General features: G+C 70.5%; 21 protein-coding genes. 13 read left to right on the top strand and 8 right to left on the bottom strand.

Annotated features, from left to right (window positions below; translation table 11 throughout):
* From O3W51_RS01935 to O3W51_RS01895, 9 genes are all read left to right on the top strand, one after another.
* On the top strand, positions 1-510 hold a 510-nt coding region (locus O3W51_RS01935), incomplete at its 5' end, for an ABC transporter permease (RefSeq protein WP_269283225.1).
* On the top strand, positions 494-1483 hold the full coding sequence (locus O3W51_RS01930) for an ABC transporter permease (protein ID WP_269283222.1): 990 nt from the start codon (positions 494-496) through the stop codon (positions 1481-1483). The genes O3W51_RS01935 and O3W51_RS01930, both read left to right, overlap by 17 nt.
* Before the next feature lie 75 nt (positions 1484-1558).
* On the top strand, positions 1559-2644 hold the full coding sequence (gene rhaS / locus O3W51_RS01925) for a rhamnose ABC transporter substrate-binding protein (protein ID WP_269283217.1): 1086 nt from the start codon (positions 1559-1561) through the stop codon (positions 2642-2644).
* Positions 2645-2715: 71 nt separating this feature from the next.
* The gene (locus O3W51_RS01920) at positions 2716-3036 is read left to right on the top strand and encodes an L-rhamnose mutarotase (protein ID WP_138351611.1); all 321 of its coding nucleotides are present in this window, start codon (positions 2716-2718) and stop codon (positions 3034-3036) included.
* A 58-nt stretch (positions 3037-3094) separates the two neighbouring features.
* Positions 3095-4513: an L-fucose/L-arabinose isomerase family protein gene (locus O3W51_RS01915; protein WP_198357886.1), complete on the top strand. Its 1419-nt coding sequence runs from the start codon at positions 3095-3097 to the stop codon at positions 4511-4513.
* Positions 4514-4593: 80 nt separating this feature from the next.
* The gene (locus O3W51_RS01910; protein WP_269283461.1) at positions 4594-5625 is read left to right on the top strand and encodes a LacI family DNA-binding transcriptional regulator; all 1032 of its coding nucleotides are present in this window, start codon (positions 4594-4596) and stop codon (positions 5623-5625) included.
* A gap of 77 nt (positions 5626-5702) precedes the next feature.
* Complete coding sequence (locus O3W51_RS01905) at positions 5703-6716, top strand: LacI family DNA-binding transcriptional regulator (protein WP_138351609.1); 1014 nt, start codon at positions 5703-5705, stop codon at positions 6714-6716.
* 132 nt (positions 6717-6848) lie between these two features.
* A complete protein-coding gene (locus O3W51_RS01900; RefSeq protein WP_198357885.1) occupies positions 6849-7772 on the top strand; it encodes a helix-turn-helix domain-containing protein in 924 nt (307 codons plus the stop codon).
* Positions 7769-8812 carry an NAD(P)-dependent alcohol dehydrogenase gene (locus O3W51_RS01895; RefSeq protein WP_269283211.1) on the top strand — a complete coding sequence of 348 codons (1044 nt, stop codon included), beginning with the start codon at positions 7769-7771 and terminating at the stop codon, positions 8810-8812. Before O3W51_RS01900 ends, O3W51_RS01895 begins: the two co-directional genes overlap by 4 nt.
* A 101-nt stretch (positions 8813-8913) precedes the next feature.
* Here the strand turns inward: O3W51_RS01895 and O3W51_RS01890 are convergent, their stop codons facing one another.
* On the bottom strand, positions 8914-10218 hold the full coding sequence (locus tag O3W51_RS01890) for an MFS transporter (protein WP_269283209.1): 1305 nt from the start codon (positions 10216-10218) through the stop codon (positions 8914-8916).
* A gap of 95 nt (positions 10219-10313) precedes the next feature.
* Here O3W51_RS01890 and O3W51_RS01885 point away from each other — a divergent pair, with 95 nt between their 5' ends.
* Positions 10314-10916 carry a TetR/AcrR family transcriptional regulator gene (locus O3W51_RS01885; protein ID WP_138351442.1) on the top strand — a complete coding sequence of 201 codons (603 nt, stop codon included), beginning with the start codon at positions 10314-10316 and terminating at the stop codon, positions 10914-10916.
* Between the two features lie 106 nt (positions 10917-11022).
* On the opposite strand, the gene O3W51_RS01880 is transcribed toward O3W51_RS01885, so the two are convergent.
* On the bottom strand, positions 11023-12105 hold the full coding sequence (locus O3W51_RS01880; RefSeq protein ID WP_138351441.1) for a S1 family peptidase: 1083 nt from the start codon (positions 12103-12105) through the stop codon (positions 11023-11025).
* A 400-nt stretch (positions 12106-12505) separates the two neighbouring features.
* Here O3W51_RS01880 and O3W51_RS01875 point away from each other — a divergent pair, with 400 nt between their 5' ends.
* On the top strand, positions 12506-12793 hold the full coding sequence (locus O3W51_RS01875; RefSeq protein WP_269283204.1) for a hypothetical protein: 288 nt from the start codon (positions 12506-12508) through the stop codon (positions 12791-12793).
* A gap of 227 nt (positions 12794-13020) precedes the next feature.
* Here O3W51_RS01875 and O3W51_RS01870 read toward each other — a convergent pair whose 3' ends face one another.
* The 4 genes from O3W51_RS01870 to O3W51_RS01855 all read right to left on the bottom strand — a co-directional run bounded on the left by O3W51_RS01870 (position 13021) and on the right by O3W51_RS01855 (position 18476).
* Positions 13021-16218, bottom strand: a complete 3198-nt coding sequence (locus O3W51_RS01870) for a M28 family peptidase (protein WP_269283201.1) — start codon at positions 16216-16218, stop codon at positions 13021-13023.
* A 273-nt stretch (positions 16219-16491) separates the two neighbouring features.
* Positions 16492-17877 (bottom strand): helix-turn-helix domain-containing protein, encoded by a 1386-nt coding sequence (locus tag O3W51_RS01865; RefSeq protein ID WP_138351440.1) that lies wholly within the window; start codon positions 17875-17877, stop codon positions 16492-16494.
* 136 nt (positions 17878-18013) lie between these two features.
* Positions 18014-18250, bottom strand: a complete 237-nt coding sequence (locus tag O3W51_RS01860; RefSeq protein ID WP_138351439.1) for a response regulator transcription factor — start codon at positions 18248-18250, stop codon at positions 18014-18016.
* A gap of 52 nt (positions 18251-18302) precedes the next feature.
* Positions 18303-18476, bottom strand: coding sequence for a hypothetical protein (locus tag O3W51_RS01855; protein WP_164292081.1), 174 nt, complete (start codon positions 18474-18476; stop codon positions 18303-18305).
* Between O3W51_RS01855 and O3W51_RS01850 the strand changes: the two genes are divergently transcribed.
* Complete coding sequence (locus O3W51_RS01850) at positions 18475-19026, top strand: DinB family protein (RefSeq protein ID WP_381586734.1); 552 nt, start codon at positions 18475-18477, stop codon at positions 19024-19026. The two genes, O3W51_RS01855 and O3W51_RS01850, sit on opposite strands and share 2 nt — an antisense overlap.
* Before the next feature lie 75 nt (positions 19027-19101).
* On the opposite strand, the gene O3W51_RS01845 is transcribed toward O3W51_RS01850, so the two are convergent.
* On the bottom strand, positions 19102-19611 hold the full coding sequence (locus O3W51_RS01845) for a winged helix-turn-helix transcriptional regulator (RefSeq protein WP_198357884.1): 510 nt from the start codon (positions 19609-19611) through the stop codon (positions 19102-19104).
* Between the two features lie 126 nt (positions 19612-19737).
* Between O3W51_RS01845 and O3W51_RS01840 the strand changes: the two genes are divergently transcribed.
* On the top strand, positions 19738-20436 hold the full coding sequence (locus O3W51_RS01840; protein WP_138351437.1) for an SDR family oxidoreductase: 699 nt from the start codon (positions 19738-19740) through the stop codon (positions 20434-20436).
* 222 nt (positions 20437-20658) lie between these two features.
* Here O3W51_RS01840 and O3W51_RS01835 read toward each other — a convergent pair whose 3' ends face one another.
* Entirely contained in the window at positions 20659-21168 is a 510-nt protein-coding gene (locus O3W51_RS01835) for an RICIN domain-containing protein (protein WP_198357883.1), read from the bottom strand.
* Positions 21169-21175 lie beyond the last annotated feature (7 nt).

Here is a 21175-nt window from a genome sequence, read left to right as displayed (position 1 = left end):
GGCGTCCCGGACCTGGCGCTGATCGCCGTCGCCGTACACGCCGCCGCCTCCTACTACCTGCGGTCCTACCGCAGCGGCCGGGAGCTGTACGCCATCGGCTCCAGCCCGGAGGCCGCCCGGCTCGCGGGCATCCCGATCCGCCGCCGGATCCTGGCCGCCTACGTCTTCTCCGGCGCGGTCGCGGGCTTCGCCGGCGCCCTGTGGCTGGCCCGCTTCGGCACCGTCGTCGCCGACAACGCCCACGGCTGGGAACTGACGGTGGTCAGTGCGGTGGTGGTCGGCGGCGTCGCCATCACCGGCGGCACCGGCAGCGTCTGGGGCGCGGCGCTCGGCGCGCTGCTCCTCACCACCGTCGGCAGCGTCCTGGTCGTCCTGAAGGTCGACTCCTTCTGGCAGAGCGCCATCACCGGAGCCCTGCTGCTCGCGGCCATCAGCGTCGACCGGATCGTGACCCTGCGCATGACCAGCGCCCTGAGGAAGAGGAACGCGCGCCATGTCCACCAAGTCTGACCTGAGCCGGTTCCTGCGCTGGGACGTCGCGGTCGGCATCCTGCTCGTGGCCGTCTTCGCCACCGGAGCCGGTACCACCGAGGGGTTCGCCACCACCGGCAACCTGTCCTTCGCCCTCAACGACATCGCCGAGGTCGCGATCATCGCGCTGCCGATGACGCTGCTGGTGGTGGCGGGCGAGATCGATCTGTCGGTCGCCTCCATGCTGGGGCTGGCCAGCGCGGTCAGCGGCAAACTGTGGGAATCGGGCTGGGCGTTCGAAACCATCGTTCCGGTGGTCCTGGCCATCGGCGTCCTCGGCGGTCTGCTCAACGGCTGGCTCGTCACCCGGGTCGGACTGCCGTCGCTGGCCGTCACCATCGGCACGCTGACGCTCTACCGGGGCCTGGCGTCGGTGGCGCTGGGCAGCAACGCGGTCACCGACTTCCCCGAGACGTACGCCCGGTGGACGTCGGACACCAACACCGTGCTCGGGATCCTGCCCTACCCCTTCGCCCTGTTCATCGTCCTGGCGGCCATCACCGGTGTGGTGCTGCACGCCACCGGGTTCGGCCGCTCCCTGTTCGCCACCGGCGCCCAGGAGGAGGCCGCCTACTTCTCCGGCATCCGGGTCAAGCGGATCAAGCTGCTGCTGTTCGTCCTCACCGGACTGCTGTCGGCCTTCGCGGGCATCGTCTTCACCCTGCGCTACGGCAGCGCCCGTGCCGACAACGGCCAGGGCTTCGAGATGCTCGTCATCGCCTCCGTGCTGCTGGGGGGCGTCGACTTCGACGGCGGCAAGGGCACACTCGGCGGCGCCATCGCCGGAGTGCTGCTGATCGGCCTGCTCAAGAACCTGCTCATCCTCAACGACGTGGCCAACGAGGTCCAGGTGATCGTCACCGGACTCCTGCTGGTGGCCTCGGTACTGACCCCGCGGGTGATCGCCGCGGCACTCGAACGGCGCCACCGGCGCGCAGCCGCAGCTGTCTGACGGCGCGCACCGCCCCCTCCGCACCACCGTCACCCGACGAACTCCCCGAGGAATTCCCCGAAGAAGGGCTTCGCCATGTCCCTCCCCACCACCGTCCCGGTGCGCGCGCTCACCGCGGTGACCGCCGTCTGCGCTCTCGCCCTCACCGCGACCGCCTGCGGTGGCACGACGAAGAAGTCCAGCTCCGACCAGGGCCCGGGCACGGCCGCGACGGCCTCCGCCGACCCCGCTGCCGCGCTCAAGAAGGGTCTGAAACTCGCCTTCCTGCCCAAGCAGATCAACAACCCCTACGAGACGATCGTCGACAACTCCGGTATCGCGACGGCGAAGGAGATCGGCAGCACCGCCAAGGAGGTCGGCCCCTCCGACGCCAGCGCGTCCTCGCAGGTCTCCTACATCAACACGCTCATCCAGCAGCAGCAGGACGCGATCCTGCTGGCGGCCAACGACCCCAACGCGGTCTGCGGTCCGCTCAAGCAGGCGATGACCAAGGGCATCAAGGTCGTGGCGTACGACTCCGACACCGCCAAGGACTGCCGGCAGCTGTTCATCAACCAGGCGAGCTCCGAGCAGATCGGCCGCAGCCTGGTGCAGAACCTCGGCAAGCAGCTCGGCTTCCAGGGGAAGATCGCGATCCTGTCCGCCACCCAGAACGCCACGAACCAGAACACCTGGATCGAGTTCATGAAGAAGGAGCTGGCGCTGCCGGCGTACAAGGGGATGGAGCTGGTGAAGGTCGCCTACGGGGACGACGACGACCAGAAGTCCTTCCAGCAGACCCAGGGACTGCTGCAGGCCTACCCGGATCTGAAGGGCATCATCGCGCCGACCACCGTCGGCATCGCGGCGTCCGCCCGCTACATCAGCTCCTCGTCCTACAAGGGCAAGGTCGTGGTGAACGGGCTGGGCACCCCCAACCAGATGCGCAAGTACGTCAAGGACGGCACCGTCGCGCAGTTCTCCCTGTGGGACCCCAAGAAGCTCGGCCGACTCGCCGCGTACGCCGCAGCCGCGCTGTGCTCCGGTCAGATCACCGGCGCGGAGGGGCAGACGTTCAAGGCCGGTGACCTGGGCAGCTTCACCGTCGGCAAGAACGGTGAGGTCATCCTCGGCAAGCCCACCGTCTTCGACACGTCCAACATCGACGGCTTCGACTTCTGAGCGTGACCCGCATCCCGGCCCGCCGCCCGCCGGCGGCGCGGCCGGCCGTCGACGGCGAAAGGCCCGGGAACATGCGGCGTGTCTGCTTCCTGCTTCAGGTCCGCCAGGACCGGATCGACGCATACCGCCGCCGGCACGAAGCCGTGTGGCCGGAGATGACCGCCGCGCTGTCCGCCACCGGCTGGCACAACTACTCCCTCTTCCTCCGCGAGGACGGGCTGCTGGTGGGCTATCTGGAGACCGAGGACTTCGCCGCGGCGCAGAGCGCGATGGCCGCCACCGAGGTCAACACCCGCTGGCAGACGGAGATGGCCGAGTTCTTCGAAGCCCCCGACGACGACCGGCCCGACCGGGCCATACGCCCCCTCACCGAGATATTCCACCTCATGTGACGGCCGGCGACCCGGCCGGCCCGCTCCCCGGCCGACCCCACGAACGGAGACATCCGCCATGACCCGCACCCCCGCCACCGCGCGCAGGCCGAAGATCGGTCTCGTGGCGGGGGGACTGGGCGCCTACTGGCCCCAGTTCCCCGACCTGCTCCCCCAGTTGCGCCGCTCCGCCGCACGCGTCACCGAACGCATGAAGGACTTCGACGCCGATGTCGTCGACGTCGGGTTCATCTCGGACGCACAGGAGGGCGCGGTGGCCGCGGAGAAGCTGCGTGCCGCCGGATGCGACCTGATCGTCGGATTCCTCACCACGTACATGACCGCCACGATGCTGGCGCCGGTGGCCCAGCGCTCGGGCGCTCCGGTCCTGCTGATCAATCTGCAGCCGACCGAGGCGATGGACCACGCCACGTTCGACACCGGTCAGTGGCTGGCGTACTGCGGCGCCTGCCCGCTGCCCGAGATGGCCAACTCCTTCGAGCGGGCCGGCGTCCCGTTCCGCTCCGTCTCCGGCTATCTGGAGGACGACCGGGCCTGGGCCCGGATCGGCCGGTGGATCCGGGCGGCCGGGGTGCGATCGGTGCTGCGCAACGGCCGGCACGGCCTGATGGGCCACCTGTACCCGGGCATGTACGACGTCTCGACCGACCTGGCCATGGTCTCGGGCAACCTCGGCGGCCATGTGGAGGTGCTGGAGTTCGACGATCTGCGGGTGCGGGTGGACGACGTCACCGACGCGGAGGTCGCCGACAAGCTCGCCAAGGCCAGGGAGACCTTCGCGTTCGACGATTCCGTCGTCGCGGACGATGTGGAGTGGGCGGCCCGGGTGTCGGTCGGACTCGACCGGCTGGTGACCGACTTCGACCTCGACAGCCTCGCGTACTACCACCGGGGTCTGGCCGGGGAGATCCACGAGCGGCTGGGCGCCGGCATGATCCTCGGCGCGTCGCTGCTCACCGCGCGTGGTGTGCCGGCGGCGGGCGAGTACGAGTTGCGTACGTCGCTGGCGATGCTGATCGCCGACCGGCTCGGCGCGGGCGGATCCTTCACCGAGCTGCAGGCGCTCAACTTCCGGGACGGCGTGGTGGAGATGGGCCACGACGGGCCCGCGCACCTCGGCATCAGCCAGCACCGGCCGCTCCTGCGCGGCCTGGGTGTCTTCCACGGCAAGCGCGGCTGGGGCGTGTCCGTCGAGTTCGACGTTCGGCACGGCCCGGTCACCCTGGTCGGTCTCGGCCAGACCCGCGACGGCCGCTACAAGCTGGTCACCTCGCAGGGCGAGGTGGTCGGCGGCCCGCTGCTGAAGATCGGCAACACCACGTCCCGGGTGGACTTCGGCACCGATCCCGGCGAGTGGACCGACGCCTGGAGCGCCACGGGCGTCGCCCATCACTGGGCACTGGCCACCGGTCACATCGTGCCCGAACTGCGCGCGGTGGCCGACCTCACGGGCCTGGAACTGGTCGAGGTCTCTTGACCGGGGAACGTTCGCTCTCCCGCCGCGCGGACGGCGCCGGCGGACCCGGCCGGCTTCCCGGCCGCGCGCCGGGCAGCCGGGTGAAGCGCAGCGCGATCGGCATCAAGGACGTCGCCGAGCAGTCGGGGGTCTCGCTCGGCACGGTCTCGAACGTCCTCAACCGGCCGGACACAGTGTCGGAACCCACCCGGCGGCGGGTGCTCGCGGTGATCGAGCGGCTCGGGTACGTCCGCAGTGAGACGGCCCGCCAGTTGCGGGCCGGTCGCAGCAGAATGCTCGCCCTCCTGGTGCTGGACCTGGCCAATCCGTTCTTCGTCGAGCTGGCCCGTGGCGCCCAGCAGGCCGCCCGCGAGGCGGGACTCGCCGTCATGGTGTGCACCAGTGCGGGCGATCCGGCGCAGGAGGCCGAGTACCTGGGCATGTTCGCCGAACAGCGGGTGCGCGGTGTGCTGGTCACTCCCACCGACGGCACCGGCCAGGATCTGCGGGCGCTGCGGAGCCGCGGCATATCCTCCGTCGTCGCCGACCGGGAATGGGCCGGTGACGAGGCGTGCTCGGTGTCGGTCGACGACGTGGCAGGCGGCCGGCTCGCCGTACGGCATCTGCTCGCGTCGGGCCACCGCCGGATCGTCTACGTCAGCGGTTCTCCGCGCCTGGCCCAGTCCCGGGACCGGCATCAGGGCGCACTGTCCGCCCTCGACGAGGCGCGGGTCGCGCGGGAGACGCTGACGGTGGTCGAGGCGGAGCGGTTCGACGTCGCCTCCGGCCGGGCGGCGGGCGCCCGGCTGCTGGCCGCCGCGGACCGCCCGTCCGCCGTGTTCTGCGCGAACGACCTGCTGGCTCTGGGCGTGCTGCAGACCCTGTTCGCGGCCGGGATCCGGGTGCCGGACGACATGGCGCTCGTCGGCTACGACGACATCGAGTTCGCCGCGGGCGCCGCCGTCCCGCTCAGCTCCGTGCGCCAGCCCTCGTTCCGCATCGGCCGCACCGCCGCGGAACTGCTGATCGAGGAGACGGACGGGCGCCCCGACGCACACGAGCATCAGAAGATCGTCTTCCAGCCGGAGCTGGTCGTCAGGGCATCGTCGCTCGGTGTCCGCGGCGGAGGCTGATCACACAAGATGTGCGTAGCATGAGACCGCGGCCGCGGAGAGCCGCGGGAGACGGTGGTTCGGAGCTCGTGGCGCGCATGATGGGCATCAAGGACGTGGCACGGCAGGCCGGGGTCTCCGTCGGCACCGTGTCGAACGTGATCAACCGCCCGGACATGGTCTCCGAGCAGACCCGCACCCGGGTGCTCGAGGTGATAGACCAACTCGGCTATGTGCGCAGCGAGTCGGCCCGCCAGCTGCGCGCCGGCCACAGCCGCATCATCGCCCTGCTGGTCCTGGACATGGCCAATCCCTTCTTCGTCGACGTCGCGTCGGGCGCCGAGCGGGCCGCCCGCGAGGCCGGACTCGGCGTCATGCTCTGCAACAGCGCCGGCAGCGCGACCGAGGAAGCGGAGTACCTGAGCCTGTTCGCCGAGCACCGCGTACGCGGAGTGCTGGTCACCCCCGCCGACGCCACGGGGCGCAACCTCGACGCGTTCCGGCGCCATGACATCCCCTTCGTCTTCGTCGACCGCGTCGTGCCCAGCGCGTCGGCGTGCTCGGTGTCGGTCGACGACATCGCCGGCGGGCGGCTGGCCGCCGGCCATCTGCTGGACCAGGGCCACCGGCGGCTCGTCTACGTCAGCGGACCCATGCATCTGACCCAGTGCCGTGACCGGCGGACCGGGGCCCTCGACGCGCTGGCCGCGGCGGGACTCCCCCCGGAGGCGCTGTCCCACATCGAGACGGACCGGCTGGACGTCGCCGCGGGGCGGGACGCGGGCGCGCGGCTGCTGGGCATGGCCGGCCGCCCCACCGCGGTGTTCTGCGCGAACGACCTGCTCGCCCTGGGCGTGCTGCAGGCGCTGTACGCGGCGGGGGTCGCCGTGCCGCAGGAGCTCGCGCTCGTCGGCTACGACGACATCGAGTTCGCGGCGGCGGCCGCGGTCCCGCTGACCTCGGTGCGCCAGCCCGCCCACCGCATGGGCCGGACCGCCGCCGAGCTGCTCATCGCGGAGACCGGCGACCACGCCGGCGAGCACCGGCACCATCAGATCGTGCTGCAGCCGGAGCTGGTGGTCCGGGGTTCGACACTGGGCAAGCAGCGCTGAAGGCGTAGGAACCTCCCTGCCGGGCCGGCCTCACCCGCGCCGCTCCCGCCTCCCGCCTAGGTCGTACCGGGTGGGTCTGACAGACCTACCCTGGGCCCCGGAAAGCGCTCCGGGCGCGGCAATACTTGAGTCATGGGTCTGGACCACAATGTCGAACTGGGTGAGTTCCTCCGTTCCCGCAGGGCCCGGCTGGGCCCTGGGGACGCGGGGGTCGCCGTCAATGGATCCGCCCGCCGGGTGCCCGGGCTGCGCCGGGAGGAGCTGGCCCGGCTGGCCGGGGTCAGCACCGACTACTACGCGCGGCTGGAGCAGGGGCGGCACCGCAACGTCTCCGCGAGCGTCCTGGACTCCGTCTCCCGCGCGCTGCGGCTCAACGAGGTGGAGCACATCTACCTCATACAGCTCGCCCGTCCGCAGCCACGCGCCGCACGGCGTCCGACGGCCCGCCCCCAGCGGGTCCGGCCGGGGCTGCACCGGATGCTGGAGACGCTGGACGGACTGACGCCGGCCTTCATCGTCGGCCGCGGGATGCAGGTGCTGGCCAGCAACCGGCTGGCCCGCTCGCTGATCTCCGATTTCGAGGCGCTGCCGCACCGGGAGCGGAATCTGGCCCGGTTCATCTTCCTCGACGAGTCCGCCCGGCAGCTGTACCCGGACTGGGAGCAGATCGCCGCGGAGACCGCCGCGGTGCTGCGTCTCGACGCGGGGCGCAACTGCGAGGACCGGGCCTTCTGCGAGCTGATCGGCGAGCTCGCGGTCAAGAGCGAGGAGTTCCGTACGGCGTGGGCGGCACACGACGTGAGCCGCCGCTCGCACGGAACCAAGCGCTACCGGCACCCCCAGGTCGGGGAGATCACCGTCGCGTACGAGGCCCTCAGCCCGCCGGGCGACACGGACCAGACCCTCTTCGTCTACACCACCGAGTCAGGTTCGCCCTCCGAGACCGCGCTGCAGTTGCTGGCCAACCTCACCGCGTCCCTGACCTCACCGAGTCCGGCCGCGCCACGGCCCGTGCTCACCGATCCCGACGATTTCCTGGAGATCCACGCACGATGACGACCACCGTCCCCGCTTACGCCGCTCCCGCTGCCGACGCACCGCTGGAGCGCACCACGATTCCCCGACGCGCCGTGCGTGAGCACGACGTGCTGATCGACATCAAGTTCGCCGGCATCTGCCACTCCGACATCCACCAGGCCCGGGACGAGTGGGGTGGCGCGAAGTTCCCCATGGTGCCGGGCCACGAGATCGCCGGCATCGTCACCGAGGTCGGCCCGGGCGTCACCAAGTACGCCGTGGGTGACCGGGTCGGCGTGGGCTGCTTCGTCGACTCCTGCCGGGAGTGCGAGAACTGCCTGGCCGGTGACGAGCAGTACTGCCTGAACGGCGGCACCGGCACCTACAACGCCACCGGCCGGGACGGCGAGCCCACCTACGGCGGCTACAGCACCCACATCGTCGTGGACGAGCACTTCGTCCTGCGCATCCCGGAGGGCGTCGAGCTCGATGTCGCCGCTCCGCTGCTGTGCGCCGGGATCACCCTCTACTCACCGCTGAAGCACTGGAACGCCGGCCCCGGCAAGAAGGTCGCCATCGTCGGCATGGGCGGCCTCGGTCACATGGGCGTGAAGATCGCCGCCGCTCTGGGCGCCGAGGTCACCGTTCTGAGCCAGGGCCTGCGCAAGCAGGACGACGCGAAGAGGTTCGGCGCCGAGCACTACTACGCCACCAGCGACGAGTCGACGTTCGAGCAGCTCGCCGGGACGTTCGACCTGATCGTGAACACCGTCTCGGCCAATCTCGACCTGGACGCCTACCTCGGGCTGCTGCGGGTGGACGGCACCCTGGTCAATGTGGGCGCGCCCGAGCACCCGGTCTCGCTGAACGTGTTCTCGCTGATCGGGGGCCGGCGCAGCCTGGCCGGCTCGATGATCGGCGGCATCCGGCAGACCCAGGAGATGCTGGACTTCTGCGCCGAGCACGGCCTGGGCGCCGAGATCGAGGTGATCTCCGCCGACCGGATCAACGAGGCGTACGAACGCGTCGTCGCCAGCGACGTCCGGTACCGCTTCGTCATCGACACGGCCACCATCTGACGGCAGCCCCGGGCTGCCGAAAGGCCCTGCCCTCCCGCGGAAGCGGGGTGGCAGGGCCTTCGGCGTCGACGCCCGGACATCAGTCCGGGTGTCGTGCCCGGTCAGCGCTTCGCGTACTCCGCCTCCCGGACGGCGGCCTTGCGCAGCTCGGGGACGCTGCCGGTCACCACGCCGGACTCCGTGGTCACCGGTCCCCGACGCGGTATCGCCAGTCCCAGCAGCGCGAGCGCCCCGAGGGCCATCACGGCGATCCCGTACTCCCGGGTCGTCGGCAGCAGTCCCCCACCGTGCACGACCAGGAAGCCGCCGATGACCGCGGGCAGTCCCATGGCCAGGTACGACAGCACGTAGATGGTGGAGAGCAGCCCGGACCGCTCGTGCGGCGCGGCCAGCGGGACGATGGTGCGGATCGCGCCCTGGAAGCCGCCGCCGAAGCCGACGCCCGCGATGACCGTTCCGATGAAGAAGCCGGTAGCGGAGTTGTGGTCGATCGCGAGCAGGGTGAGGCCGACGCCCACGATGAGGGCCACGGTGCCGAGCAGCATGACCCGGCCCGGGGCGGCGTTGCGGAGCAGCAGCACCGACACCGCGCCGCTGCCGGCCAGGGCGAACAGCGCCAGGCCGCCGAGCAGCAGGGAGTCGGAACCGACCACGCTGCGGATGACCGCCGGGATGACGGAGCCGTAGAGCCCGGCCAGTGCCCAGACCGCGACCAGGACCGGGGCGGCCACCAGCAGCGGTCCGCGTGCCGCCTTCGGGACACCGAAGCGGGGCCGCAGCGAGGCGAGCGCGCCCGGCTTGGGCTCGGAGGTCTCGCGCATGAGGGCGACACCGATTCCCTGCAGGACGAACACGGCGAGGAGGGTCAGGTAGACGAGGTGGGTGGGCTCGGGCAGGAACTGGACCAGCAGCCCGGAGGCGAGCGCCCCGGTGGCGGTGCCGGTCATGGGGGCGATCGCGTTGGCGATGGTGCCCTTGACCTTGTCGAGGTCGAGCATCCCCGCGCCGACCGCGCCGACGGCCGCGCCGGTCGACAGGCCCTGGACGACCCGGGCGATCATCAGCTCGGGCACCCCGCCCGCCGTGGTGAGCACGACCATCGCCACGACCTGCAGCACGATCGCCGCGCGCAGCACCGGACGGCGTCCGATGTGGTCCGACAGCGACCCGACGGTGAGCAGTGCGGCGAGCACGGCGAGGGCGTAGATACCGAAGACCATGGTCGTGGTGATCGGCGAGAAGCCCCATTCGCCCTGGTAGACGGCGTAGAGGGGGGTGGGAGCGCTGGAGGCGGCGAGGAAGGCCACCACGATCGACGCCTGGAGGTAGAAGGCGGCACCCGAGCCGAGCCGCCGGCTTCTGCGGACGAAGGGGTCGGTCATGGGGAACGTCGGCGGCAAGGACATCGGCTGGCTTCTTTCGCCTAGCGGGAGCCGGTCCGATCAGACCGGTCTGTCTAGTGGCCCTTACGGTAGACAGACCGGTCTGGTACTGTCAAGTCATGGCTACGAAAGCGATCGCAGACCGGCCCGCCGCCCCGGGGCGCCCCACCGCACGTGAGCGTCTGCTGGCCGCCGCCAACGAGCTCTTCTACGAGGAGGGCATCCATGTCGTCGGCATCGACCGGGTGATCGAACGCGCCGGCGTCGCCAAAGCGACCCTCTACAGCGCGTACGGGAACAAGGACGGGCTCATCAGCGCCTATCTGGCCGGCCGGCACGAGATCCGCCGCCGCCGGGTGACCGCTGCCGTCGACCGCCACGAAGCGCCGCGGGAGAAGCTGCTCGCCGTCTTCGACGCACTCGGCGAGGCGTTCGCCGAGCCGAACTACCGCGGCTGCGCCTTCCTCAACGCCAGCGCGGAGGTCGGCCCCGACAGCCCGGTCATGCAGGCCACCGACACGTACCGCGGCTGGGTCCGCTCACTGTTCACCGACCTCTCCCGGGCCGCCGGCGCGCCCGATCCGGAGCAGCTGGCGAGCCGGCTGGTGCTGCTCTACGACGGCGCGGGCGTCGCCGCCAGGATGGACCGCAACCCCGGTGCCGCCGACATGGCGAAGACGGTCGCCGCCACACTCATCGACGCGGCGACCGCGCAGCACTAAGGCCTCGCGTTCCGGGGCAGGTCAAGCCGTCACACACCAGCGACCGCGCAGCGAAGAGGGGCGGGCCTCCTGGGAGGTCCGCCCCTCGGTCACACACTGACGGGTGTCAGCCGATCTGCGCGCCGTACTCGGTGAGTGCGGCCGTCACCGGCTGGAAGAACGTCTCCCCGCCGTTGGTGCAGTCACCGCTGCCGCCGGAGGTGAGGCCGACCGCGGTGTCGCCGGAGAAGAGCGCGCCGCCGCTGTCGCCGGGCTCGGCGCAGACGTTGGTCTGGATCAGTCCGGTGACCGACCCTTCCTGGTAGTTGACGGTGGCGTCGAGTCCGGTGACCGTGCCGTCGTGCACCTGGGTGGTGCTGCCGCTGCGCTGCACCGTCTGGCCGACCGTCGGATCGCCGGCCTTGGTGATCGCCTGCGTGCTGCCGTTGTACAGGTCCACCGAGCTCGGGTGGGCCACGCTCGTGTCGGTGTACTTGACCAGCGCGAAGTCATGGCCGGGGAAGGTGGCGGCCTCGACGTTGCCGATCTCCTGGCCGCCGGACGAGCCGGACCAGCTCTTGAACGCCACACCGCAGTGACCCGCGGTCAGGAAGTACGGCTGCCCGTCCTTCACCACGTTGAAGCCGAGGGAGCAGCGCGCACCATCGGCGAAGATCGCGTCCCCGCCGGCGACGAACGGCTTGAAGCGGCCCGCCGAGCGGTGCAGTTGCGCGGTGCCGCCGAGCGCCTTGACGCTCTTGGTGAGGCTGTCGAGCTGCGCACCCTTCACGGTGCTGTCGGCGGTCACCACCACCTGGTTGGTGCGGGGGTCGATGGACCATGCGGTGCCCGGGATACGCGGCTGCGCCCGCAGGGTCTCTGCCGAGCGGTGCAGTTCGGCCATGGTGTGCTGGACGGTCCGGGCAACTGCTCCCGCGTCCTTCACCTTCTGGTCCGCGGTGGCGTCAAGAACGTTGACGACGAGCTGCTTGGTCTTCGCGTCGTAGTACGAACCCGCGGTGCGGTCACCCAGACGGGAGGTGAGGTCGCCCGCGAGCTGAGCCGCGGCGGCGGGGGCAAATGCCTGGGGGGACGGTGCGGTCGGCTGGGCGGCGTTGGCGTGGGGAAGGAGAACGCCCGCTGCGACGACGGCGGCGGCGCTCGCCCCGGCGATCGCGATACGACGCCTGGTTATCCGACGGTGCTTCAACTCAGTGCCTCCTGTGGGGGGTGGGCCCGCCGGGTCAACGGTGGGCCCGCAGGATGTGCGGTCACGAACGGGCGGAACAGCAAGGTCTGCCCGTCCGTGCCAGTTGGTGCGGCTGAGTATCCCGATACCGGCCAGTACCCTGCAAGGTCATGATCAAGCCCCGCCTGCACATCTGTGAACAGGGCGGAGATACCTCGCAACCCTCGCCATTGACGGCCCCGATCGGGGTTTCCGGACCACGGTGCGACGACCTGTGCGCCCGGGGTGAGGACTACACCTGTCCGAGAACCGACGCTCGAATTCCGTTTGTGGAGCCCGATTTCTCCCGGTACGTACAGGCGCGGAACGCGCCGTTCACGCCGCCCGTGCGCAGTCAGCCCCCTGGTCTTTGTTCTTCCTCATGGATCAGTTCAACGAGTTGTCCCGTAGAGGTTTTGTCAAAGCCGGAGTGGGCGGACTGGGGGTCGCCGCCCTGTCGCTCCCCGCGGGGAACGCCCTCGCTTCCCCGCTGCTGACTCCCACCACCGGGCCGTCCGCGGACGCCGCCGGGATCCGGACCCTCCGTTTCACGGCCGGCACCAACACCTCGGTGACCGCCTCCCCCGCCGGCGACCGGCTGATCGTCGAGGTCCAGGGGGGCGGTCGCGGCCGGACGCACGGCCGGGCCCCGGCTGTTCACGACCGGTGAACTGCTCGACGGCAGCAGGGTCGCGTACAGCATGAGCCGGGCGCACCGCACCGAGGCCGGGGTGAAGCGCTTCCCTGCTGCTCGGAGCACGCGTTCCATCTGTAGCGGGCCGGCGGTCACCAGTGGTTCATGCCGCTGGTGACCGCCCGCCGCTGCCCGCGTCCGTGCGGCTTGGACGCGGGCCGTGGCTTCGAGGGCAGGGCTCCGTTCAGAAGGCTTTGTTCAGTTCAGCAGGCGCCGAGGTCCTGCCAGACGCCCCACTGGCCGGTGGTGCCGGGCTCCTCTCCGGTGGTCCACCACTTGGCCCGCCAGTTGTGGCTCTTCCAGCTGACCTGGTTGCCGCCGACGTAGATGGCGTTCGGGTCCCAGGTCGTACCGGTGCAGCCGCCGCCCCCGCCGGTGACCGTCAGCGAGTAGGTGGTGCTGTGGGTGGCGGTGCCCGTGCCGGTGACGGTCACGGTGTAGGTGCCAGCGGTCACCGACGCTCCGACGGCCACGGTCATGGTCGCGGAGGAACCGGACTGCACGGAGGCCGGGGCGAACGAGACGTTCACACCGGTCGGAGCGCCGGACGCCGTCAGGTTGACGGTCTGGGCGCTGCCGCTGGTGGTGGCGGTGGAGACCGTCGCGGCGGTGGTGCCGCCCGGCTGGACGCTGCCGGAGACGGGGTTCACCGCGACCGAGAAGTCGTTGGCCGGGGTCGTGGTGCCGACCGCGGTCTTCCACAGCGTGTAGGCGACTCCGTCGGCACTGCGGTCGAGTGCCGTCGCGTTGATGTTGGCGGTGGTGTCACAGGACTGGTGGTAGCAGGAGTCGTACGACCGGTTGGCCGTGCCGCCCCACTTGGTGGCCTGGGCCGCGGTCTTGATGGCGTCGGCGCCCGTGGCGTAGGCCGAGGTGGGAATGCCCGCCTGCTGGAAGGAGTAGTCGTCGGAGCGTCCCTGGCCCTCGATGTTCTCCTCCGGACGGAGGTTCAGCGAGTCCCAGTACTCCTTCATCGGGGCCGCCGCGGACGAGGTGATGTTGTTGATGAAGTAGCCGGCGTTGGTGGAGCCGACCATGTCGAGGTTGTAGTACGCCTTGATGGCGCCGCGCTGGGCGGAGCCGAGCTGACTCACATAGAACTGCGAGCCCTGCATGCCCTGTTCCTCGCCGTTCCACCAGGCGAAGCGGGCGTGCTTGGCCATCGTCGGGTTCTGCTGGGCCAGGACGAGGGCGTTCTCCAGCAGGGAGGACGAGCCGGAGCCGTTGTCGTTGATGCCGGGACCGGCCGACACGCTGTCCAGGTGCGCGCCGAACATGATGACCTGGTCGGTGGGCCCGCCCGGCCAGTCCGCGATCAGGTTGTTCCCGCGGTTGGTGCAGCCGGTGCAGGACTGCTCGGTGACGCTGTACCCGGCCGCCTGCAGCTTGCCCTTGACGTAGGCCAGCGACGCCGTGTAGCCGCCGGTGCCGGCCTGCCGGGTGCCGCCGTTCTGCTGGGCGATCGTGTACAGCTGCGCCAGATGTGCCTGGACGTTCGCCACGCTGATGTCCGGCGCTGTGCCGCCGGGATCGGTCCCGCCAGGAGTGACGGTGAGGGTGTACTGAGCGGTGTGGCTCTGGGTTCCGCTGCCGGTCACGGTGATGACGTACGAGCCCACCGCGACCGCCGACCCGACGGTGACCTTCATCGTCGAGGAGGCGCCGGACTGCACCGAGGCCGGGGTGAACCCGACCGTCACACCGGTCGGGGCGCCGGCCGCCGTCAGGTTCACGGTCTGCGCGCTGCCCGAGGTGATGGTGGTGTTGACCGTGACGTTGGCCGAAGCACCCTGCTGCACCGACCCGGCGGTCGGGCTCAGCGACATCGAGTAGTCACTGTTGCCGCTGGGAGTACAGGTGGGTTCGCCGCTCTGCGCGGGGATGGTGATGGCGTCCCAGGCGGCCTTGGTCCTGGTGTACAGCACACAGCTGGGGTCGAGGTTCTTGGCCGCGGTCAGGGTCGTGGTGCGGTACCGCTTGTAGGTCATACCGCTGGTCTTGAGCAGCATCCCGCCGTAGAAGACCTTGCCGGCCTGCTGGATGCCGACGCCGGTGACGGTGGAGTTGTTGCAGGTCGGGCTGGTCGGCTTGCCGCCGCCGGGGTTCGAGCCCTCGGCCAGCAGATAGAACCAGTGGTTCAGCGGGCCGGCCGCCGCGTGCTCCTCGGTGCTGGGTATCGAGGAGCTGTAACAGTTCGGGTCGCCGAGCTGGGAGGGGTTGTACATGATGCGGATCGGACCGCTGCCGGTGAGGTTGATCTTCTCGCCGACGGTGTAGTCGGGGTTGTCGTACGGTGCCGGCTCATTGGTGTACGCCTCGGTGAGGGCGCCCATGATGTCGCCGGTCGCCTCGCCGAGACCCGACTCGTTGTTGGCTCCGCCGGGGGTGTACTGGTCGATGCCGTGGCCGAACTCATGGCCCACGACGTCGATCGCGCCGATCCACTGGTTGGCCGTGTTGTGGCCGATGGAGACGGACGAGCCGTCCCAGTAGGCGTTGACGTCGTTGAGGCCGACCTTCACCGGCCAGCTACCGCCGTTGCCGTTGTGACCGTTGCGGCCGAGCCAGTCCCGCAGCATGTCCCACTCGTGCTGCGCCGCCCACATGACGTCGACGCAGCCGGTCTCCTTCGAGGTGGCGCTGCCGGTGCCCCAGGAGTCGGTGGACTTGGTGAAGACGCCGCCGGTGGTGTAGTCGGCGCAGGTCAGGCCGGGGCGTCCCGGGTCGCGCAGTGAGTAACTGCCGCCCGAGTTGGTGGTCGCGATGGTCAGCGGGTTCGGGCCGTTCCACTGGCTGTTGCCGGTGCCGGCCTTGACATCGTCGTAGCTGTCGAGCACCGCTCCGGTCGTCGCGTTCACGTAGACGTGCAGATGACTGGGGGCCTTCGCGGTGCGGCCGGTGAGCACCGTCTCCCAGGCCAGCTGGTCGCTGCCGTCCTTGACGCGCACCACGAGGCGGTGCGAGTCGACCTTGTCCACCGTGGCCAGCGCGCGGCGTGCGGTGGTCTCGGCGGTGGTGGCCGGGACCGTCGGTGTGGTCGGGACGTTGATCCGTGTCGAGTCGGCGGACCGGGTGGCCTGCACCCGGCCCTGGCCGTCGGCCAGGACCACCGCGTCCCCGCCGACCACCGGCAGGCCACGGTAAGTGCGCTCGTAGGCGACCGAGTAGAGGCCGTTGACCCAGGGCGTCACCTGACGCCGTTCGTAGCTCTCGCCCGGCCCGTTCACCAGCGTGTCGAAGCCGCTGGCGGCGGCCCGGTCGGCCGCCGACACCGCCAGCGCCAGCGGCCCTGGGGAGACGGTCGGGGCGGGGGCCGCGGCGGCCGGCGGGCCGCTGATGGCGACCATCATCCCGGCGAGGACGGCCAGGGTTGTCCCGGCCGTCACTGCTCTGTGTTTCATCGGAGGCTCCTTGACTAGGGGCATGCCTCGACCACGAAGTCGCCACTCAGCGGCAGGACGATCGGCCCGGACCGGTGAGCGAGGGGCGAGACTTTCGCGTTTCGAGTGAGCGAGCGAAACGTTCACATCGCGCCATGACCCCGTCAATGGACTAGTCCAACTCCGGCAACATCCGGCAACTTCTGGCAACCCGCGAGCTCGATCGCACCGCTCATCGGACACCGAACGGATGACGGAAGAGGGGTCGCCGAAGGCAGACGCCCCCGTCAACACTCAGACGCGGTAGGGCAGTTGCTCCAGCAGACTCCGTGCCTCCCGGGCGCCGGGGTATCGCGTCGTCAGCCTCGTCCGCAGTCCGTCGAGCTCGCGGTTCACACTCGTCCGGTCCGCGGCGACCGCCTCCGGGAGCACCGACGCGGCGGCTGCCACGGCGGCGTCCAGCTGTCCGGAGCACACGAACGCGTCGGCCAGTCGCAGCGTGAGCAGCAGAACGGTCGGCCGGTGCGTGGCGGGCAGACAGCTGAGCGACGCCTCGGTGGCCTTGACGGCCTGCCGGGCGACCCACAGATCCCCGGTGATCGCGGCGGCATCGCGCAGCGTCCCGCCGATCGACGCCTCCACCTGTAAGCGGCCCGTGGCGCCGGCGAGCCAGGGCGCCTCGAGGAAGTCCCGCCCGTCGAGGCGGTCCAGCGCCCGGCGGGAGAGCACGACGCGCTTGCGGCACTCCGCGAGGTCGCCGCCCAGCGCCCGCGCCCGCGCCTGGTGCAGATGCGACATGGCCACCATCCAGACCCGGCGCGGGTCCACCGCCTCCAACTCCTGTGCGTAGGCCAGCGCGGACGCGCCGTCCCCGTCGAGCCGGACCAGGGTGCAGACGTCGCACAGCAAGGTAGCCCGGGCCACCACGTCATCGGCGACGTCCGCCCAGGTCAGGCCGCGCGCGAACCAAGCCATCCCGAGGATGCGCTGCCCTCGCTCCACCCGGAGCCAGCCCGCGATCTGCGCGCATTCGGCGGCGAGCCGCAACTGCGGCACCGGCAGCGTCCCGTGCCGGTTCAGCGTCTCGGCCCACCGCACCACGACGCGCAGCACCCGCTCGACCGAGCCGACGGTTTCGGTGGAGACGCTCTCCAGGCCGTCCTGGGTGTACCCGACGATCAGGGCGGTCAGAGCGTGCATGGCGTCGGCGTCCGTGCCGGGCCACATCGCCGTCCGGCCGTGGTCGCCGTCGGCGGCGGTCAGGAGCGTGAGCGCGTCGGCGAGCGGTGGCACCTCGCAGTCGCCACCACCGTGCAGCGGGCAGGACACCAGCCGGGTGGGCCAGTGGTGGACGGGCTGCGGCGGGGCCGGGTCGGCGGCTCCTTGGGGCGTGGTCGAGAACAGTGTCGCGGGCAGCATCGGCACGGCGTGGTGGACGTCCGGCCGGCCGGCGAGGATCGCGAGGAGTTCGCCCCGGCTTCCCAGTAACGAGTCGAGCCGCAGCGGCAACCCGGCGGGCGGCTCCCGCACGCCGCCCTCCAACTTGCTGATCAGCGTGTGGTGATACCCGACCCGCAGCGCCAGTTGACGCTGGGTCAGCCCGGCCGACCTGCGCAGCGTGCGCAGCCGTCGCCCGAACTCCGCCCACGACTGCCGCGCTGCGACCGTGTCGGCGCTCATGGACCCTCCCGGCCGGAAGTCGTCGTACCGCCACTGCCGTCCCCGACACCGGCGTACACCGATCGGCGCTGGATCCTACTAGAAGATTGCGTTCGTCGACGTCGCGAATTCCGGCCGCGGGCGGTCATGACGGGGGTCAGGAGAGGCCGGCGATGAGTTCCTCGCGGCCGGCGACGCCGGTCTTGCGGTAGATGGCCTTCATATGGTCGTTGACCGTGTGGTGGGACAGCTCCGGACGGCGGGCGATGTGCTTGACCGGCAGGCCTTCCAGCACCTGCTCGACCACCGCCTGTTCCCGGGAGGTGACCCCGTACCAGGCGGAGACCGCCGGGAGCAGCGGGGCGGCCAAGGCGGACCGGATCGTGACCGCCACGTCCCGGGCTGCCGATCCTGATGCTCGCGATCATCTTCGGGCTCTCCAGCGACTACGAAGTGTTCGTCGTGCCCCGTATCGCCTCGACATCGAGGGCGACCGTCTCCAGCACCAGCACCAGCACGGGCCGAGCGGCCCCGCCAGGACCCCTGACGAGCAGCCTGTCCGAGGCCGGGCGGTGCCGGGGTTCCGGGCCCGATCGGCCATGGTCGATGATGTCGGCCATGACCAGCCCACGAAGAAGAGCAGAGATGTTCATCGGCCCCGAGCACGACCTCCGGTTCCGCGCTCCCGCCACCGGTGACGAGCGACGCATGCTCGTCGATTTCCTCACGTCGCAGCGCACGACGCTGGAGCTGAAGTGCGCGGGCCTGGACGCCGAGTTGTCCCGTCGTTCCGTGGAACCGTCCACGCTCTCGCTGCTCGGCCTCGTCCGCCATCTCGCAGATGTGGAACGCCGTTGGTTCCGGGTGGTCCTGGCCGGGCAGGACGTGCCGCTCCGCTTCTCGTCGCAGGACAACCCCGACCAGGACTTCGACGGCGCGGTGCCGGATCCCGCGGTCGCCGCCGCGGCCTGGGAGGCCTGGCGCGCCGAGGTGACGTTCGCCGACGCCTTCGTCGCCGATGCGCCCGACCTCGACATCGAGGGCGACGACGCGTGGCGCGGGACGGTGTCCCTGCGCTGGGTCCTCGTCCACATGGTCGAGGAGTACGCCCGGCACAACGGCCACGCCGACCTGCTCCGTGAGCGGATCGACGGAGCGCGGGGGATCTGAAGGCGAGCCGCTCCGGCTCCCGTCCGCCCGCCCCCGGAGCCGGCGGGAGCCATGGTGGCGCGATACGGGGGCTTGTCAGTTCCCGTCGGGTGCGGCGGTCACCGCGGCGGTGGCCAGCGGGATGGGTTCCTCGGAGACCCAGGGCATGACCCAGGCGGCGTCCTCGTTGGTGATCCCGGTGTCACAGACGTCGCAGTAGCTTCCGTCGGCGGTGGGCAGGCCGCACGGCAGGTGCACGATCCGCACGGCGATCGTGGGCTCCGCGGGATTCGCGTAGGTGTGGCCCCAGGCGGCGAGTGCTTCCAGGACGGGGCGCAGGGCGACCCCCGCCTGTGTGATCCGGTAGTGCGAGCGGATCCGGTTGCCGTCCTCGTAGGGCTCCTTGGTGAGAACCCCGGCATCGACCAGCTTGCCCAGCCGGTTGGACAGGATGTTGTCCGCGATTCCCAGGCCGGTACGGAACTGCTCGAAGCGCGTCGCGCCGAGCGTGGCGTTCCGCATGATCAGCAGCGTCCAGCGGTCACCGAAGATGCCGGCGGCGCGTCCCAGCGGGCAGGGCCCGGAGGCGAGATCTGCGCTGTTCATGTCGGGTTCCCTCTTCACTTGCTCTACGACTTGCAGCTTGCAAGCCACAAGCCCCCATGTTAGCTTCCTTTATGCAAGCTTGCAATTTGCAAGCTTGGTCCGAGGCTCCATGAGAAGAGTTCCGTCATGAACATCTCCGAACAGACTGCCCTGGTCACCGGCGCCAATCGCGGCCTCGGCCGGCTTCTGGCCACCGAGCTCGTGGCCCGCGGCGCCACCGTCTACGCCGGAGCGCGCAACCCCGACACCATCGACGTGCCCGGCGTGATTCCGATCAGCCTCGACGTCACCGACCCCGAGTCCGTCGCGGCAGCCGCCAAGACGGCCGGCGCGGTGACCCTGCTCATCAACAACGCGGGGTCCTCCACCGGGGCCGACCTGCTCACCGGCGACCTCGGTGACCTGCAGCTGGAAATCGATACGCACTATTTCGGTTCCCTGTCGATGATCCGCGCCTTCGCACCGGGGATCACGGCCAACGGCGGCGGGACGATCCTGAACATCCTGTCCGTCCTGTCGTGGATCTCCCTGCCCACCGTCGGCGGGTACTCGGCCGCGAAGTCGGCCGCCTGGTCGATGACCAACACCCTCCGGGTCCAGCTCGCCGAGCAGAACATCCGGGTCGCCGGACTCCACGTCGGATTCATGGACACCGACATGGCCGCGCAGGTCACCGCTCCGAAGATGGACCCCGCCGCTGTCGCCGCCCTCGCGATCGACGGCATCGAAGCCGACGCGTACGAGATCCTCGCCGACGACCTCAGCCGACAGGTGCAAGCGGGCTTCGCCGGGGGTGTGGGCGCCCTCTACCCGGCCCTGACCTGATCCACCCGGCCCGCGACACGAAGCGCGAACGGACGGCAAGCGGGTGCCCCCGCCCGGCGCGCACGATGCCCGGGCGCGCGAACAACGCCGGACTCACGTACCTGCTGGGCGGGGGCGGTTCGGGTCGTCCCGCGGCATTCCGTCCCCGGGCAGGGAGTGCGGGCAACCCCTGAGCAGCTGGCGAGGCGTCAGCCCGCTGCCCGGAAGTTCTGGTTCACGCGATCAGTTGTGCATCGCGGAGAAGCGCCAGGCCTGACCGTTGAATCCACCGCAGGTGGACTGGTCGAGAGGCTGACCGCTGTTGGTCATACCCCAGGCCGCCGTCAGGCACAGGCCGCTGGAGCGGTTCCTGAGCCGGTAGCTGTCGTTGCCGAGCGACTCGGCCACCCACACCTGCGCGTCGTTGTTGGAACAGTACGACTGGACGACCAGGGCATGGTTGGCCGGGCCCTGCGGGGTGACGCACTGACCGGTCGAACGGACCCGGAGGAAGTAGGCGCTGGTGCCCGCCCAGCCCGACGAGAACTGCTTGTTGTACTTGTTGTCGCACGGAAACTGGATCAGGCCGGCGCCGGGCTGCGTGGAGTTGTTGCCCACCGCGGCGCACATGCCGGAGTTCAGATTGGTCAGCTTGTTGAAGAAGCCGTTGTCGGGGCTGTCCGCCTGGGCGGAGTTGGCAGCGCCGAGCGACAGGAGCGCCGCGGAGGAGAGTGCGGCTAAGACCTTGGTCACGTGTCTC

The organism is Streptomyces sp. H39-C1 (assembly GCF_027158125.1).
In the GTDB taxonomy this organism is placed as follows: Bacteria; Actinomycetota; Actinomycetes; order Streptomycetales; family Streptomycetaceae; genus Actinacidiphila; species Actinacidiphila fildesensis.
This window is presented reverse-complemented; position numbering and strand designations above follow the sequence as displayed.